Source organism: Streptomyces sp. NPDC047315 (assembly GCF_040643215.1).
Lineage (GTDB): Bacteria > Actinomycetota > Actinomycetes > Streptomycetales > Streptomycetaceae > Streptomyces.
Genome location: NZ_JBEYTZ010000008.1, coordinates 117,420 through 132,765 on the forward strand (window position 1 = coordinate 117,420; position 15,346 = coordinate 132,765).

Consider the following 15,346-nt stretch of genomic DNA (forward strand, 5'->3'; position numbering starts at 1 on the left):
CACTGAAACCCATTAGGTATGACTTATTCAAGAGGCTGAGATCTAAACGTCATATTTATCGGGTGTGATTCTCGCCCCGTAGGCTGGCCCCATGACCACAGCGGGCCAGGGCCTCCATACACACGTGCTGGACACCCTCGGCCTGGAGATCACCGCCGGCGAGTCCCCGCAGGGGAGCGTGCTGCGCACCGACGAGATCGCCCAGCGCTTCGACGTCTCGCGCACGGTGGTGCGCGAGGTCGTGCGCGTACTGGAGTCGATGCGGCTGGTCGAGTCCCGGCGCCGGGTCGGCGTGACCGTGCGCCCCATCGACGAGTGGAACGTCTACGACCCGCGCGTCATCCGCTGGCGGCTCGCCGGCGCCGACCGCCCCCGTCAACTGCGCTCGCTGACCGTGCTGCGCAGTGCGATCGAGCCGATCGCGGCCGGTCTCGCGGCCCGCAACGCCACCGCCGAGCAGTGCGCCGAACTCACCGAGTGCGCCCTCGGCATGGTCGCCAACTCGCGCGGCCAGCGGTTGGACGCGTACCTGCGGCACGACGTCGCCTTCCACCGGATCGTGCTGGCCGCCTCCGGCAACGAGATGTTCGCGCGGCTCGGTGACGTGGTGGCCGCCATCCTCACCGGACGCACCCACCACCAGGTCATGTTCGACGACCCCGACCCCGCGGCGGTCACCCTGCACGTCCAGGTCGCGGAGGCCGTGCGCGAGGGCGACGCGGAGCGGGCCGAGCGCGTCACTCGCGAGATCACCGTGGGGGCCCTCGCCGAACTGGACGTCCTGGCACCCGACGTCGCCGCCCCGCCCCGGGTCTGACGCCCTCGGGGCCGCTTGCAGGGGTTTCCCGCCGGACCCTCCGGGTCGGCCGTGCCGCTGAGATCGTGATTTACTGCCACCTTGGTTTACAGGTGCGCTACCTCAGATCTACCTCAGATCTATCGATGAGTGACCTGGACCACAGCTAAGTTCGCAGGCGTCCGTCGACGAAGCGTCGTCGGGCCGTACGTCCCGGCGCGCTTGGCGACCCCCCATCGACAGTCAGGGCCCGGCGCGCGACCAGCCCCCGCACCCTCACGAAGGCGACCCCCCATGAGCGATCGCACCGTCACGTCCGCAGACGCGGACGCCGGGGCCCCGGCGACCGGCTCCCCCTCGGCCTCCACCCACGTGGACGCCGGAGACGCCGGCTACAGCAAGGACCTCAAGTCCCGGCACATCAACATGATCGCCATCGGCGGTGCGATCGGCACGGGGCTCTTCCTCGGCGCCGGCGGTCGGCTCGCGGATGCCGGCCCCTCCCTGGCGATCGCCTACGCCGTCTGCGGCGTCTTCGCCTTCTTCGTGGTCCGCGCCCTGGGCGAGCTGGTGCTCTACCGGCCCTCGTCCGGCGCCTTCGTCTCGTACGCCCGTGAGTTCATGGGCGAGAAGGGCGCCTACACCGCCGGCTGGCTGTACTTCCTCAACTGGTCCACCACCTGCGTGGCCGACATCACGGCCGCCGCGACCTACGCCCACTTCTGGTCGATGTTCAGCGACGTCCCGCAGTGGATACTGGCGCTGATCGCCCTCGCCGTCGTCCTCGCCGCCAACCTCATCTCGGTGAAGTACTTCGGCGAGACGGAGTTCTGGTTCGCCATCATCAAGGTCGCGGCGCTGCTGGCCTTCATGCTCGTGGGCATCTTCCTGCTGGTCACCCAGCAGGACGTGGGCGGGCACCAGCCCGGCTTCGCCACCGTCGCCGACAACGGCGGCATCTTCCCCGTCGGCATGCTGCCGATGCTGCTGGTGATCCAGGGCGTCGTCTTCGCCTACGCCTCCGTCGAGCTCTGCGGCGTCGCGGCCGGCGAGACCGCCAACCCGGCGAAGGTCATGCCCCGGGCCATCAACTCGATCATGTGGCGCGTCGGCATCTTCTACGTCGGCTCGGTCGTGCTGCTGGCGCTGCTGCTGCCGTACACCGCCTACTCCGGCGACGAGAGCCCCTTCGTCACCGTGATGGACGAGCTGGGCGTGCCGGGCGCCGCCGGCGTGATGAACCTCGTCGTCCTCACCGCGGCGCTCTCCAGCCTCAACGCCGGTCTGTACTCCACCGCGCGCATCCTGCGCTCCATGTCGATGGCCGGCTCCGCGCCCCGCTTCACCAGCCGGATGAACAAGGGCCAGGTGCCCTACGGCGGCGTCCTGCTGACCGCCGCCTTCGGCGTCGCCGGCGTGGGGCTCAACTACGTCATGCCCGGCCAGGCGTTCGAGATCGTCCTCAACTTCGCCTCCATCGGCATCCTCGGCACCTGGAGCATGATCATGGTCTGCTCCCTGCTGTTCTGGCGCCGCGCGAAGGAAGGCAAGCTCGCCCGGCCCTCGTACCAGCTGCCGTGGGCCCCGTACACCCAGATCGTCACGATCTGCTTCCTCGCCTGCGTGGTCGTGCTCATGTGGTGGGGCGGCGGAGTCGGCCGCACCACCGTGATGTTCCTGCCGCTGATCGCCGCGGCCCTCGTCGGCGGGTGGTACGTGGTCCGCGGCCGGGTGCAAGAGATCGCCGCGGAGCGTGAACGATCCTGATTCGGCGTCCGTGAGATAGATCGAGCAGGGCTCGTGGGGACGGCGGACCCCACGGGCCCTGCTCGTTGCCGTCACCTACGGCGGCCGGCGGGGGTCAGTGCCCGCCGTGGCCGCCGCCGTGGTCGAACTTCAGCACCTCGGGCGGCAGCACGACGAACGGCCGCATCATGCCCATGTCCTCGTGCTCCAGCAGATGGCAGTGGTACATGAACCGGCCGTACGCCCCGTCGAAGTGCCCCATCACCCGCACCAGCTCCGCGGACCTGACCTGGAAGACGTCCTTCCACCCCCGCTCGTTCGGCGGGACCTCCCGCGGGCGCCCCGGATCGTGCGCCACCGGGCCGCGGGTGCCGCCCAGGGCCGGATCGAAGCCCGAGACCTCGAACGACTCCCGGGCCAGCACCTGGAAGTCCGCCAGGTGGATGTGCATCGGATGCACCGGCGCGCCCAGGTTGAGGAAGGACCACTGCTCGAACGTCCCCTCGCCGATGGTGAAGCCCAGGCCGTCGTTGAAGGTGCGGGAGATCCTGCGGTACGTCTTCAGGGCGCCGTCCGAGCCCCGCAACTGGATCACGCCCGTGGCCGGAACGTGCGGATCGACGGTCGGGACCTCGACCATCTCCCATATCTCAGGGTGCCCGCCGCCGCCGACGGTCCCGGGCGGGGTGAGCACCACCAGCCGGTGCCCGTGGTGCAGGTCGTCGTGGTCATACCGCCGGAAGGAGCCCGAGAGCACCTTCGGCAGCACGAAGCCGCCGCGCGCATCGGGCCCGGGCCGGGCGTCCGACCCGCCCCGCACCTCTGCGGGACGTCCACCGCGCTTGGCCACCCGGACCTCCATGACCTGCGGATACGGGATGTTGTCCGCCAGGTCCGCGACGCCCGGGGGCTGATTGCGCCCCTTGTTGACCAGCCGCAGCCGACGCCCGGCCAGCTTCCGGAAGTCCACCAGCAGGTCGAACCGCTCGGCGGGCGCGACCGACAGCGGCGCCCCGGCCGTGAAGTCCACCGGCACCGGTCGGGGCAACAGCCCGCCGTCGCTGCCGATCTGGTGCACCACGCCGGGCACCGGCTGGTCGTCCTCGTCGACCAGCACCAGGTTGTAAATGCGCGCGTTCGACGCGTTCAACAGCCGGAAGCGGTACCAGTCGGGGGCCACGTCCAGGTGCGGCCAGATCGTGCCGTTCACCGTGGAGTACGGGCCGACGAAGGGCGTCGTCACCGGCCTGCCCGTCTCCGGGTGGCTGGGGACGACGATCACCGTCTTGTGCAACAGCCGGCCGTTGAGCCGGCCGTCGTCGTCGGTGTCCAGATTGCGGTCGGCCAGCACCAACGGCACCTCGCGGTCCCCGGACGGCAGCCCGAGCGCGTCTTCTTCGTCGTCCCGCACCAGATAGGTGCCGACCAGGCCCGCGTACACGTTGAAGCGGGTGACGTGCATCGCGTGGTCGTGGTACCACCAGTGGACGGCCTGGTGGTCGTTGGGGTACTCGGACAGCTGCGCGTCGCCGAAGCCGACGGAATTGTCCGCCCAGCCGTCGTTCCCCCCGCCGGTCTGGGCGCCGTGCAGATGCGTCACCGACCAGGCCGGCAGCGCCGCCACGTCCTCGCTGGGCTTGACGCCCTCGCGCCCCGGGCGGTTGTGGGGCAGGGGCTGCCCCGCCGTGCGCGCCACCTCCACCGCGGTGACGGGATACGTGCTCCCGCGCGGAATGCGGTTGGTCCAGGCGATCCGGACGCGCTGGCCGCGCCGCACCTCGATCGTCGGCCCGGGGAACTCTCCGTCGTACCCCCACACCAGGGTCGGCGGCAGCTGCGAGTGCAGCCGCACCCAGGCGGGGCGCAGGGCGACCTCCACCTCCTGGGTGACCTCGGTGACCTCGGGGCGCAGTACGCGCGGCACGGTCAGCGGGTCCACGAACGGCGTTAACTCCTGGCCGGATTCCGCCGCCTCCCGTAGCTCCTCCTCCACCGCTGCCGCGACGGTCTCCATCGTCTCCGTCATGTTCCATCCCCCGTTTCCTGACTTCTCATGAAACTTCGCTCTTGGTGAGAACTGCTCTCACAGGAGATGACTTATGGCCCTCTGCCGGAGTTTCTGATTCCGCCAAAGGTGGCGCGAAATGTTCGCTCGCCGTCCGAAGTGCACCTGATGGACCCGGTCCGCACCTCGTGCCCACCCGGTCCGCACTCGTCCGTAGATGGTCCGTACAGTCAGTCCGTGCGGCGCGTGCGGATCACCGCGACACGGCCGCGCGACGGTCCATAGTGGTGCTGGGAACCCCAGCGACCCAGCGCAAAGAAGGGCAGATGTCGATGGCGCAGCAGGTCCTCGGTGTGATCGCACCGGGCAAGGACGAGCCGGTGCGGGTGGAGACGATCGTGGTCCCCGACCCCGGCCCCGGAGAAGCCGTGGTGAAGGTGCAGGCGTGCGGGGTCTGCCACACGGACCTGCACTACAAGCAGGGCGGCATCAACGACGACTTCCCCTTCCTGCTCGGCCACGAGGCCGCCGGCGTGGTGAAGTCCGTCGGGCCCGACGTCACCGACGTGGCCCCCGGCGACTTCGTCGTCCTCAACTGGCGCGCCGTCTGCGGACAGTGCCGGGCCTGTCTGCGCGGACGCCCCTGGTACTGCTTCGACACCCACAACGCCCGCCAGAAGATGACCCTCGCCGAGAGCGGCAAGGAGCTGAGCCCCGCCCTCGGCATCGGTGCCTTCGCCGAGAAGACCCTGGTGGCCGCCGGCCAGTGCACCAAGGTCGACCCCGCCGTCGCCCCGTCCGTCGCCGGCCTCCTCGGCTGCGGCGTGATGGCGGGCATCGGCGCCGCCATCAACACCGGCGGCGTCACCCGCGGCGACACCGTGGCCGTCATCGGCTGCGGCGGCGTCGGGGACGCGGCCGTCGTGGGCGCCCGCCTCGCCGGCGCGGCCCGGATCATCGCCGTCGACATCGACGACCGCAAGCTCCAGACGGCGAAGGGCATGGGCGCCACCCACACCGTCAACTCCCGCTCCACCGACCCCGTCGACGCCATCCGCGAGCTGACCGGAGGCTTCGGCGCGGACGTCGTCATCGAGGCGGTCGGCCGCCCCGAGACGTACCGCCAGGCGTTCTACGCGCGCGACCTCGCCGGCACCGTGGTCCTCGTCGGCGTCCCCACCCCCGAGATGAAGCTGGAACTGCCGCTGCTCGACGTCTTCGGCCGCGGCGGCGCGCTCAAGTCGTCCTGGTACGGCGACTGCCTGCCGTCCCGGGACTTCCCGATGCTCATCGACCTGCACCAGCAGGGCCGCATCGACCTCGGGGCGTTCGTCACCGAGACCATCGGCATCGGCGACGTCGAGCAGGCGTTCGCCCGGATGCACGAGGGCGACGTGCTGCGCTCGGTGGTGGTCCTGTGAGCGCGCGCATCGACCGCCTGGTCACCTCCGGCACCTTCTCCCTCGACGGCGGCACCTGGGACGTCGACAACAACGTCTGGATCGTCGGGGACGACGAGGAGGCGATCGTCATCGACGCCGCCCACGACGCCGCCGCCATCGAGACGGCGCTCGCCGGGCGCACCCTGCGGGCGATCGTGTGCACCCACGCCCACGACGACCACATCGACGCGGCCCCCGCGCTCGCCGCCGCCACCGGCGCGCCGATCCTGCTGCACCCCGACGACCTGCCGCTGTGGAAGCTGACCCACCCCGACCGCGCCCCCGACGGCGAACTCGCCGACGGCCAGCGGCTCACCGTCGCCGGCACGGAGCTGACCGTGCTGCACACCCCCGGCCACGCCCCCGGCGCGGTCTGTCTGTACGCCCCCGACCTGGCCACCGTCTTCACCGGCGACACCCTCTTCGCCGGCGGCCCGGGCGCCACCGGCCGCTCCTTCAGCCACTTCCCGACGATCGTCGACTCGATCCGCGGCAAGCTGCTGACCCTGCCGCCGGCGACCGAGGTCCGCACCGGCCACGGCGACAGCACCACCATCGCCGCCGAGGCGCCCCACCTCGACGAGTGGATTCAGCGCGGCCACTGAGCCAGCCGCAGCCGGCTCTCGAAGCGGCACGGCTCACCGGACACCGGATCGGTGAACGCCAACACCCGCGCGAGCAACTGGAGGGGCCGGGCGTAATCGTCCGGCGCCGGCTCCTGGACGACCGGATACAGCGGATCGTCCAGGAGCGGCACCCCCAGTGCGTTCATGTGCACCCGCAGCTGGTGCGTCCGCCCGGTCACCGGCACCAACCGGTACCGCGCGAGCCCGCCGCGCCGCTCCACCAACGCGATCCGGCTCTCGCTGTTCGCCTCCCCGGCCACCTCCCGGGCCGCCAGCACCCCGCGCTCCTTCACGATCCGGCTGCGCACCGTCCGCGGCAGCTCGAGCCCGGGGTCGTACGCCGCCACCCCCTCGTACTCCTTCACCACCCGCCGGTCCCGGAACAGCGTCTGGTACGCCCCCCGGTCCCGGGCGTGCACCACGCACAGCACGAGCCCCGCCGTCAGCCGGTCCAACCGGTGCGCCGGCTGCAACTCCGGCAACCCCAACTCCCGCCGCAGTCGCGCCTGCACCGTCTCCCGCACGTGCCGCCCGCGCGGCGTGGTGGCGAGGAAGTGCGGCTTGTCGACGACCACCACCCGCTCGCTCCGCCACACGACCCCCACCTCGAACGGCACCCGCTCCTCCACCTCGAAGGGCCGGTGGAACCACAGATAGCGCCCCGCCTCATAGGGCTCACCACCCCCCACGGCCCCCTCGACCCCCACCACGGCCCCGCCGTCCAACAACCCGGCGGCCCGCTCCGCCCCGTACCGCGCGGCCAGATACGCCCCCACGGACCCCCACGCCCCGTCCGGGTCCTCGGGCAGCCGCAGCCGCACGGGATCGATCCCGTCGCGCGGGGGCAGGGGGGAGGCCGGCGGCCGATTTCTCCGTCTCACGTCGGCGACACTACCGCCAGGAAAACCAAAAAACCCCAGGTGACCTGGGGTTTTCTTAAGTGGGACGTTCACGAGATCCCTTGACCAGGCATAACAGAGCTAATTGATGTTGAGGTTCCCACAGGCCGCATGATCATTCCCCGAGTGTATGCGCATGCAATTATTGCTGGGATGTACTTACGCCCCGTGGTGGCGACGGGGTCGGACAAGGCCGGGCTTATGCATCGTGGACGATCTGGAGCGCAAGGGTCTAGCCGTATGCAAGGCAGCTGCGGGAGACCGACGGGTGCGGTAGTGGACATCACACCTTAGGGCTGGAGCTCTTCGATACCGCCCACGTGGCGGCGGAGCCACCGGCTGAGCGTACGGTTGCCGAACTGGGGCACTCCGAGCCCGATAGCGAGGAGGAGGCGCACCCTCGCGCCCGTTGCCATCGGCGTCGACGCCTTCTCCGGCGCCAGGTGGACCCCTGCCGTCAACTGGTCGCCAGAGGCTTAATCCCGGCTGCAGCTTTCAGGCACCGCTGAGCCGATAACTGACGTAGGCGATGCGCCGAGAAACAGGTACCCAGCACGGGACGTTGATGGCCCCCTGCCCCCGGATTCCTCATGCTGTTTGTCGAGCCGTTCGGCCGCATCCCCTGGTCGCTGACCGTGGACCTTGACCCGGCCTTCTTCCAGATACGGCTCCAACAGATCAACGACTTCAACGTCCAGCAATGGATGCGAGTGCATGGACCACATCATCCGCTGCTCTGTCGAGGCAACCACCCTATCTGAGTAGAACTATGCGGCAGTGGCTTCTGCCCAATGCTCCCTCACCCGGCGACGTATGCGACAGCGTCGTGGCTATGGATGCTTTCCAGATTGCGGACCCTCACCGAGTGACGAAGACCCCATTCGCGGCAGACGTGGCTGACTTCACGGGCAATGTCTTCGACGAACACAGGGTGGTCGTACGCCTGCATCGTCAGCGCACGTTCATCCGGACGCTTCACCAAGGGCACGACGGGAGCGGACGCACACCGTTCCAAGAGTCGAACGGCCTGCTGCACCCCAAAGGGATAGGGAGTGTCCCCGTGCCCTGTCACGGACAGCGTGACGCGGCTGCGCTGGTTGTGGGCGCCGTAGTCAGAGATCGCTTTCGAGCACGGGCACAGACTGGTGACCTCGGTGGTAACCGACGTGATCACCGTCGTGTCTCCGTCGTCCCAGCGACCGTCGAACCGGACATCGTGAACCTGGTACGACTCGGCGCCAGTCGCTGGCGCGACCACGGTCGTGCTCAACGGGACGGCTACCGACACCGCGAGCGCCGGTGCATCCAGGAGGTCCGCACCGACTTTCAGCACGTGCGGCAGCTTTCGCGGATCGAACCTGTGAAGGTGCTCGTGGGCGAGAGCCACCATGCGGCTCATGTGGGTGCCACGGCGGTCATGCTGGAGCCGTACGGTCACTTCGATCTCGGCGATGCCCTCCTGGCGAAGGTGGCCGTCTTCGAAGTACAGCGGGTAGCGCAGGCCGCTGATGCCGACCTCGTCGATCTCGATGCCGCGGGTGTCGGTCTCGTTTTGGATATCGTGCATCGCTCACTCGCCCCGATAGGTGCAGCCGGACGTGCACGTCTCGCGGACGGTGAGCGCGGAGAGGTCGGGCAGGGTCGGCTTCAGCCGCTCCCAGATCCAGCGGGCGAGGACCTCGCTCGTCGGGTTCTCCAGGCCCTCAATGTCGTTGAGGTAGTAATGATCGAGCTGCGCTTCGAGGGGCTTGAAGGCCTTCTTGAGGTCGCCGAAGTCCATGACCCAGCCCGACTCGGGGTCGACGGGAGCCTCGACATGGACGATGACCTTGTAGGAGTGGCCGTGCAGGCGCGCGCACTTGTGGCCCTCGGGCACGTTGGGCAAGCGATGTGCAGCTTCGAAGGTGAACTCGCGGAAGATTTCCATTACTGAATTCCCAGATACTTGTGCGTCTGGAGAGAGAGGATCCAGCGCGGGTTCTTCATGCAGTAGTCGACAGTCGCCCTGGTGTTGGCTTCAACGTCCGGGCCGTCCATGGGCTGGAGCCGGAAGTACCGGAAATCCAGGTGCTCGAACTGACGGGGGTCGCCGCCCAGTTGGGGGTAGACCAGTTTCAGTTCGTCTCCGCGGGTCACGACGAGTTCGGAGCCGATCTTGGGACTGACGCAGAGCCAGTCGATGCCGTTCGGCGGTACGCGGGTGCCGTTCGTCTCGACGGCCACCTCGAAGCCGCGGGCGTGCAGGGCGTCGATCGCCACTTCGTCGAGTTGTAGGAGCGGTTCGCCGCCGGTGCACACCACGAAGCGGTGGCCCCTCGACGACGACGGCCATGCCTGCTCGACGGCTTGAGCGAGGTCGTCCGGGGTCCGGAACCGGCCGCCACCTTCCCCGTCGGTTCCGACGAAATCTGTGTCGCAGAACTGGCAGATCGCACGGTGACGATCCTTCTCCAGGCCCGTCCACAGATTGCACCGGGAGAAGCGGCAGAAGACGGCTGGACGGCCTGCGTGACTCCCTTCACCTTGCAGGGTGTAGAAGATCTCCTTGACCAGGTAGGTCATTCTCACGCGCCCTGGTACTGCACGGGGTCGGGGACGCCGGCCTCGGCGAAGCCCTTGAGGCGGAGCAGGCAGGTCTCGCAATGTCCGCATGCCCGCCCCTGCTCGTCCGGGTCGTAGCAAGAGGAGGTGAGGGAGTAGTCCACGCCGAGGCGCAGGCCCTCACGGACGATGTCGGCCTTCGACATGGCGATGAGCGGCGAGTGGAGCTTGAGACTCTGCGTGCCCTCGACCCCGGCGCGGGTGGCCAAGTTGGCCATGCGCTCGTAGGCCTCCATGTACTCGGGGCGGCAGTCCGGGTAGCCGCTGTAGTCGACCGCGGTCACTCCGGTGAAGATGTCGCTCGCCCCAACCGTCTCCGCATAGGCGAGGGCGAAGGAGAGGAAGATCGTGTTGCGTGCCGGGACGTACGTAACGGGAACGCTGCTGCCGGTGTCTTTGTCCCCGGCGTAGTCCAGAGACTCGTGCTTCGGAACGTCGATGTCCGACGTGAGCGCGGATCCGCCGAAAACTCGCAGGTCGATGTCCGCGATGACGTGCCGAGCGACCCCTTGCGCCTCAGCCACGCGCTTCGCGGCCTCAAGCTCCACGCTGTGCCGCTGCCCGTAGCGGAAGCTCAGCGCGTACGGCGTGTAGCCCTGGTCCTTGGCGATCGCCAGAACGGTCGTTGAGTCCAGTCCGCCACTCAGTAGAACGATCGCGGGACGCTCCGCCATGCCTGCTCCTAGTTAGCTCCGTGTGTACTGCGGCAGCCTACGCGAAAAGTGACAGGTAGAGTAACGACAACAGACTGGTAGTTATGAGCGTCGGGAGCCGAGCCGCGTGAGGCAACTTTCACTTGTGGTCACATGTACGGACCGTAAGGCTGTAGCGCCGGAAGCCTCACTGCACGCAAGGTCACTGCCAGTTGGGGCCGTGGAGGAACGCTCGACCATCTGGAAGGGGCGCGTCGCGGACGCCTCCACTACAACTCCACTCGACAGGCTCTACTGCGGCGACCACTGGACACAGTCGCGTCGCCTCATCGCTACGGCCGCCAAGGCTGGTTTCGACGCACGGCTATGGGTCGCGTCCGCCGGCCTCGGCCTTCGGCCAGCATCCGAGCCTGCCCCGGCATACGCGGCGACATTCAGCACGCGACACGCTGACTCGGTAGCCACCTCTGCGGATGGAAGCGCCCAGTGGTGGAAGCACCTGCAAGAGGGACAAAGTCGCACAACATTGCAGGAACTCGGAAAAAGCGGTCCAATCTTGATGGTTCTGTCCGAGGTCTACGCGAAGGCCATGGAAGCCGAACTCCGAGCTCTAGGTGCCGTTGCGAGCGAGGCGCTGCTGGTAGGCGGTGTCGGAGAGATCCCCGGCATCCGAAGAGTCGCCTCCGATGCACGGCTGCGACTCGCGCTCGGCGGAACCCTCACGAGCCTCAATGTCCGCATGGCCGCTTCCTGGCTCCAGCACTGCGAAGACAGTCGGCTGACCTCTGAGACCACCAGTTCCGCCTGGCACGAATGGGCGTCGGCTGTTCCGAAACCGGAACAACTCAACCGTCAGCCCATGACCGATGCAGAGGTCATCGCCTTCATCAGGCAGGAGCTGGGGGCTCAACCGGGCGTCTCACGGACGCGGCTGTTGCGGATCTTGCGCGACAGCGGCCGAGCATGTGAACAGAGCAGGTTTGCCACCTTGTTCAAGCGAACTTTGGGGGATCAGTGACCGAGAACCTCATCACACGCAGAGCTCTGCGGATCAATCAGCACCCCGACATCCCCTTGTACCTTTTTGCCTTGGAAGCCGGAGAAGTCGACCTCGTAGCCGACGTTGCGCGGATCTCACGCGATGAGGCCGGAAAGCTCCTCGGCTACCAGCGCCCCGAGAAGAAGCAGCACGTAAAGCAGATCTTGGAGTATCTGAACGGGGACGAGGTGCTGTTTCCGAACGGACTCATCCTCGCACTTCCATCCTCAGTACGTTTCAGAGGAAGCCGCGGCCCGAACCCGAGCGACGGCCTTGCAACCATCGGGATGCTTGAGATCCCACTGCCAGAGTCACGGGAGGCTCCACGTCCGGCTCTGATCGTTGATGGCCAGCAGCGGAGCCTGGCTCTTGCGCGTACCCGGAATACCAAGTTGCCTATCACAGTGGCTGGCTTCGTTTCCGAAGATCTGCATGTCCAGCGCGAGCAATTTTTGCGGGTAAATACAGTGTCGCCACTTCCCAGCGACCTGGTCTCCGAACTCCTGCCGGAAGTGAACACTCAGCTTCCTACCAAGCTCTCATCTCGAAAGCTTCCGGCGATCTTGGTGAATGCACTAAGCCAGGATGCCGACTCACCCTTTAAGGGCCTTATCAAACAAGCGTCGACGACAGCTAGCAGGAAATCTGAGACTGTCGTTAAGGACAACAGCCTGCTTCAGGCGATCACCGCGTCATTGTCGCCTTCTGGGGTGCTCTTCCCATACAAAGACTTGTCCAGCGGAACCATCGATACGAGCACTATTCGCAAGATCCTCGTCGTCTACTGGACGGCCGTGCGGGACACCTTTCCTGACGCCTGGGGAATCTCTCCCAATAAGAGCCGATTGATGCACGGCGTCGGAATTCGGTCAATGGGACAGCTCATGGATCGCGTCATGGAGCGAGTGATGTTTGAAGTAGACATCAACTCGGACGAGGCCTACAGCAAGGTCATGGCCGAATTGGCCCTGGTCGAACCCTACTGCCGCTGGACCAAGGGGCGCTGGCCAGAGATTAACTACAACTGGAACGAATTGGAGAACATCACAAAGCACATCAACATCTTGTCAAATTACCTGATTCGCGTTTACCAGAAGGCAAGGATGGGCGCAGCGTGAGGTTCTACTTCCCGGACAGCCAGGACCAGGTAAGTCCAAGTTATGACTTCCTCAATGACGAGTATTCTCCTTTTCGCGTCCGGCAACGGGACGATTTCTACGCCCATCAGGCTGTGAAGCCGGCACCTTATGACGGCATCCTGGTCAGCAAGGCCATTGTCGACGGGTCCGTCAAGGGGGCGGGCAAGTACAGCGCACCGCAGCGTGAGCGTCTCTACCGGCTTGGTGTGCGGAATTTCTTCCGGCTTCCCACGACGATGAGAAGCCTGGGAGACTGCGGAGCCTTCAACTATATCGACGAAGAGCGCCCACCCTATACGGTTGATCAGGTACTCGACTTCTATATCGGCTGCAAGTTCAACTCCGGAATCAGCATCGACCACGTAATTTTCGGATATGATCCCGAACTCGCCGAAGAGGATGCAAACCCTGCATGGGTAAAGCGACGTGAGATCTCGCTGGAGTTGGCTGAAGAATTCATCGCTGCTGTCAGATCACGCAATTCCAAGATCCTCGAAGAAGACGACAAGCTCGAACCGGTCGGCGCAGCACAGGGCTGGAGCCCGGACAGCTACGCCGACAGCGTTGCCCGACTTCAGAAAATGGGCTACAAGCGGATCGCCCTAGGCGGCATGGTCCCACTGAAGACGCCCGAGATCGTGGCGTGCCTGAAGAGGATTGCACAAGTTCGCGCAGAAGGAGTTGACTTCCATCTCCTCGGAATCACTCGCGTCGACAGCATGGAAGAATTCGCGAAATTCCACGTAGAAAGCTTCGATAGCACTTCTGCCTTCCGTCAGGCCTTTATGGATGAACGCAACAACTATCACACCGCAGACACGGCCTACACGGCGATTCGCGTTCCGCAGGTCGACGGAAATCCAGCTCTCAAGCGACTGATCCTGGCCGGCGTCGTATCCCAATCCGAAGCAATCAAGGCCGAGCGAGAGTGCCTTCAACTGCTACGTGATTACGACAAGGATTTGGTGGATGCCTCAGAGGTCTTGGATGCCTTGCGCCGCTACCAGGTGCTCCTCGGTGATGCCAAGAAGCTGAAGCAGTTGGACAACCAACTGAAGCGATACGGCGCCACGCTGACTGACAGGCCATGGAAGCACTGCACATGCGACCTCTGCCGGGAACACAAGATCGAGATGGCCATATTCCGTGGGTCCGAGCGTAACAAGCGCCGCGGATTCCATAACATGACGGTACTCGAAGCAAAGATGCGCAAGCTGTCGTTCACATAATCACCCAGAACGCGCATAACACCCAAAGTAACCCAACAGGAGATGATGTGGCCGACCGCTACGAGCTGAAGCTACCCGCCCTCAAGATCCTCCAAGGCACCAAGGAGATCTACTGCTTCGCCGTCGACGGCAAGAAACTGCATGACTTCGCCGCCGTATCGCGCATCCGCCGTGATGACCAGAAGCGGTTGCAGGGGTACCAGCGGCCCGAGGTCCTCAGCCACATTCGCTCAATCCGCCGCTACCTCGAGTCCGAGGGAGCAATGCTCCCTAACGCCGTGGTCCTCGCGTTCGACGAGCGGGTGAGGTTCGAACCAGCGGTCCGCGGCGGCGATGTGAAGTACTCCATCCCGGGCGAGCTGATCATCCCGGTCGACGAGTCACTGGCCGACGACGAGAAGCCGGCCTGGCTCGTGGACGGACAGCAGCGCAGCGCCGCCATCAGGGACGCTGACCTTGCTGAGTTCCCTGTCGCCGCCGTGGGCTTCATCGCATCCGGGCAGGAAGAGCAGCGGTCGCAGTTCATCCTGGTCAACTCCACCAAGCCGCTCCCCAAGGGACTCGTGTACGAGCTACTGCCCGAGACCACTGGCCAGCTGCCGCGCTCTCTCGCGCGCAGGGCACTCGCCGCGAGGCTCATGGTCCACTTGAATATGGGGGACGGTCCCTTCAGCGGAAGGATCAGCAGTCCCACATCTCCGACCGGAGACATCAAGGACAACAGCGTTCTGAAGATGCTGGAGCACAGCATCTACGAGGGCGCCTTGTACCAATACCGCAACGCCACCGACGGCACCGGGGACGAAGAGCGGATGCTGGCCCACCTGCTGGCCTTCTGGACGCCAGTGGCAAGCATCTTCCGCGACGCGTGGGGGAAGCCCCCGAAGGAGTCCAGGCTGACCCATGGGGTGGGCATCCAGGCGATGGGCTTCGTCATGGACCGGCTCACTGCGGATGTCCCGGTCGACAAGGTCGATTGGGATGACGTTCGTGCCATTCTGCGTGGGCTGGAAGAGCACGTGGCCTGGACCTCGGGGAAATGGAACTTCGGAGATGACCATCAGCTCAACTGGAACAGCCTGCAGAATACGTCCAAGGACGTACGGCTGCTCAGCAGCTATCTGCAAGCCCGAGTCAGCGCATAGCCCATAGCTCGCGCCTTGCTGCGGCG

At 66.1% G+C, this 15,346-nt stretch carries 15 protein-coding genes; 9 read left to right on the plus strand and 6 right to left on the minus strand.

Annotated features, from left to right (window positions below; translation table 11 throughout):
• Window positions 1–91 precede the first annotated feature (91 nt).
• Window positions 92–817 carry an FCD domain-containing protein gene (locus ABZ842_RS11335; RefSeq protein WP_361535471.1) on the plus strand — a complete coding sequence of 242 codons (726 nt, stop codon included), beginning with the start codon at window positions 92–94 and terminating at the stop codon, window positions 815–817.
• 273 nt (window positions 818–1,090) lie between these two features.
• Window positions 1,091–2,563, plus strand: coding sequence for an amino acid permease (locus ABZ842_RS11340; RefSeq protein WP_361535474.1), 1,473 nt, complete (start codon window positions 1,091–1,093; stop codon window positions 2,561–2,563).
• Between the two features lie 94 nt (window positions 2,564–2,657).
• Here ABZ842_RS11340 and phsA read toward each other — a convergent pair whose 3' ends face one another.
• Window positions 2,658–4,568, minus strand: a complete 1,911-nt coding sequence (gene phsA / locus ABZ842_RS11345) for an O-aminophenol oxidase PhsA (protein ID WP_361535477.1) — start codon at window positions 4,566–4,568, stop codon at window positions 2,658–2,660.
• 311 nt (window positions 4,569–4,879) lie between these two features.
• Here phsA and ABZ842_RS11350 point away from each other — a divergent pair, with 311 nt between their 5' ends.
• Together ABZ842_RS11350 and ABZ842_RS11355 are read left to right on the plus strand one after the other, a co-directional pair.
• Complete coding sequence (locus ABZ842_RS11350; protein WP_361535926.1) at window positions 4,880–5,968, plus strand: S-(hydroxymethyl)mycothiol dehydrogenase; 1,089 nt, start codon at window positions 4,880–4,882, stop codon at window positions 5,966–5,968.
• The gene (locus ABZ842_RS11355; RefSeq protein WP_361535480.1) at window positions 5,965–6,594 is read left to right on the plus strand and encodes an MBL fold metallo-hydrolase; all 630 of its coding nucleotides are present in this window, start codon (window positions 5,965–5,967) and stop codon (window positions 6,592–6,594) included. The genes ABZ842_RS11350 and ABZ842_RS11355 overlap by 4 nt, the downstream gene beginning before the upstream one ends.
• Here the strand turns inward: ABZ842_RS11355 and ABZ842_RS11360 are convergent.
• Window positions 6,579–7,496 (minus strand): pseudouridine synthase, encoded by a 918-nt coding sequence (locus ABZ842_RS11360; protein ID WP_361535483.1) that lies wholly within the window; start codon window positions 7,494–7,496, stop codon window positions 6,579–6,581. The genes ABZ842_RS11355 and ABZ842_RS11360 overlap by 16 nt on opposite strands.
• A 608-nt stretch (window positions 7,497–8,104) precedes the next feature.
• Here ABZ842_RS11360 and ABZ842_RS11365 point away from each other — a divergent pair.
• Window positions 8,105–8,275: a hypothetical protein gene (locus ABZ842_RS11365; protein WP_161349141.1), complete on the plus strand. Its 171-nt coding sequence runs from the start codon at window positions 8,105–8,107 to the stop codon at window positions 8,273–8,275.
• Between the two features lie 38 nt (window positions 8,276–8,313).
• On the opposite strand, the gene ABZ842_RS11370 is transcribed toward ABZ842_RS11365, so the two are convergent.
• The 4 genes from ABZ842_RS11370 to queC are packed head-to-tail and all read right to left on the minus strand — an operon-like array spanning window position 8,314 to window position 10,789.
• The gene (locus ABZ842_RS11370; protein ID WP_361535488.1) at window positions 8,314–9,081 is read right to left on the minus strand and encodes a GTP cyclohydrolase, FolE2/MptA family; all 768 of its coding nucleotides are present in this window, start codon (window positions 9,079–9,081) and stop codon (window positions 8,314–8,316) included.
• Between the two features lie 3 nt (window positions 9,082–9,084).
• Entirely contained in the window at window positions 9,085–9,441 is a 357-nt protein-coding gene (gene queD, locus ABZ842_RS11375; protein WP_030951629.1) for a 6-carboxytetrahydropterin synthase QueD, read from the minus strand.
• Window positions 9,441–10,076, minus strand: a complete 636-nt coding sequence (queE, locus tag ABZ842_RS11380; protein WP_099280454.1) for a 7-carboxy-7-deazaguanine synthase — start codon at window positions 10,074–10,076, stop codon at window positions 9,441–9,443. Before queE ends, queD begins: the two co-directional genes overlap by 1 nt.
• Window positions 10,077–10,078: 2 nt before the next feature.
• On the minus strand, window positions 10,079–10,789 hold the full coding sequence (queC, locus tag ABZ842_RS11385) for a 7-cyano-7-deazaguanine synthase QueC (RefSeq protein WP_361535493.1): 711 nt from the start codon (window positions 10,787–10,789) through the stop codon (window positions 10,079–10,081).
• 568 nt (window positions 10,790–11,357) lie between these two features.
• Here queC and ABZ842_RS11390 point away from each other — a divergent pair.
• Genes ABZ842_RS11390 through dbpB (ABZ842_RS11405) form a run of 4 tightly spaced genes read left to right on the plus strand, consistent with a single transcriptional unit; the run spans window position 11,358 to window position 15,320 of the window.
• Window positions 11,358–11,786, plus strand: a complete 429-nt coding sequence (locus ABZ842_RS11390; RefSeq protein ID WP_361535496.1) for a hypothetical protein — start codon at window positions 11,358–11,360, stop codon at window positions 11,784–11,786.
• Window positions 11,783–12,925, plus strand: a complete 1,143-nt coding sequence (gene dbpB, locus ABZ842_RS11395; protein WP_361535499.1) for a DGQHR domain-containing protein DpdB — start codon at window positions 11,783–11,785, stop codon at window positions 12,923–12,925. The genes ABZ842_RS11390 and dbpB (ABZ842_RS11395) overlap by 4 nt, the downstream gene beginning before the upstream one ends.
• Window positions 12,922–14,175 (plus strand): tRNA-guanine transglycosylase DpdA, encoded by a 1,254-nt coding sequence (gene dpdA, locus ABZ842_RS11400; RefSeq protein WP_361535502.1) that lies wholly within the window; start codon window positions 12,922–12,924, stop codon window positions 14,173–14,175. The genes dbpB (ABZ842_RS11395) and dpdA overlap by 4 nt, the downstream gene beginning before the upstream one ends.
• Before the next feature lie 47 nt (window positions 14,176–14,222).
• Window positions 14,223–15,320, plus strand: coding sequence for a DGQHR domain-containing protein DpdB (gene dbpB, locus ABZ842_RS11405; RefSeq protein ID WP_359568372.1), 1,098 nt, complete (start codon window positions 14,223–14,225; stop codon window positions 15,318–15,320).
• The last annotated feature ends 26 nt before the right edge of the window (window positions 15,321–15,346 follow it).

Coding starts and splice junctions, on each gene's coding strand:
- ABZ842_RS11335 (WP_361535471.1), top strand. CDS start 92: ATGACCACAGCGGGCCAGGGCCTCCATACACACGTGCTGGACACCCTC.
- ABZ842_RS11340 (WP_361535474.1), top strand. CDS start 1,091: ATGAGCGATCGCACCGTCACGTCCGCAGACGCGGACGCCGGGGCCCCG.
- phsA (WP_361535477.1), bottom strand. CDS start 4,568: ATGACGGAGACGATGGAGACCGTCGCGGCAGCGGTGGAGGAGGAGCTA.
- ABZ842_RS11350 (WP_361535926.1), top strand. CDS start 4,880: ATGGCGCAGCAGGTCCTCGGTGTGATCGCACCGGGCAAGGACGAGCCG.
- ABZ842_RS11365 (WP_161349141.1), top strand. CDS start 8,105: ATGCTGTTTGTCGAGCCGTTCGGCCGCATCCCCTGGTCGCTGACCGTG.
- ABZ842_RS11370 (WP_361535488.1), bottom strand. CDS start 9,081: ATGCACGATATCCAAAACGAGACCGACACCCGCGGCATCGAGATCGAC.
- queD (WP_030951629.1), bottom strand. CDS start 9,441: ATGGAAATCTTCCGCGAGTTCACCTTCGAAGCTGCACATCGCTTGCCC.
- queE (WP_099280454.1), bottom strand. CDS start 10,076: ATGACCTACCTGGTCAAGGAGATCTTCTACACCCTGCAAGGTGAAGGG.
- queC (WP_361535493.1), bottom strand. CDS start 10,789: ATGGCGGAGCGTCCCGCGATCGTTCTACTGAGTGGCGGACTGGACTCA.
- ABZ842_RS11390 (WP_361535496.1), top strand. CDS start 11,358: ATGGAAGCCGAACTCCGAGCTCTAGGTGCCGTTGCGAGCGAGGCGCTG.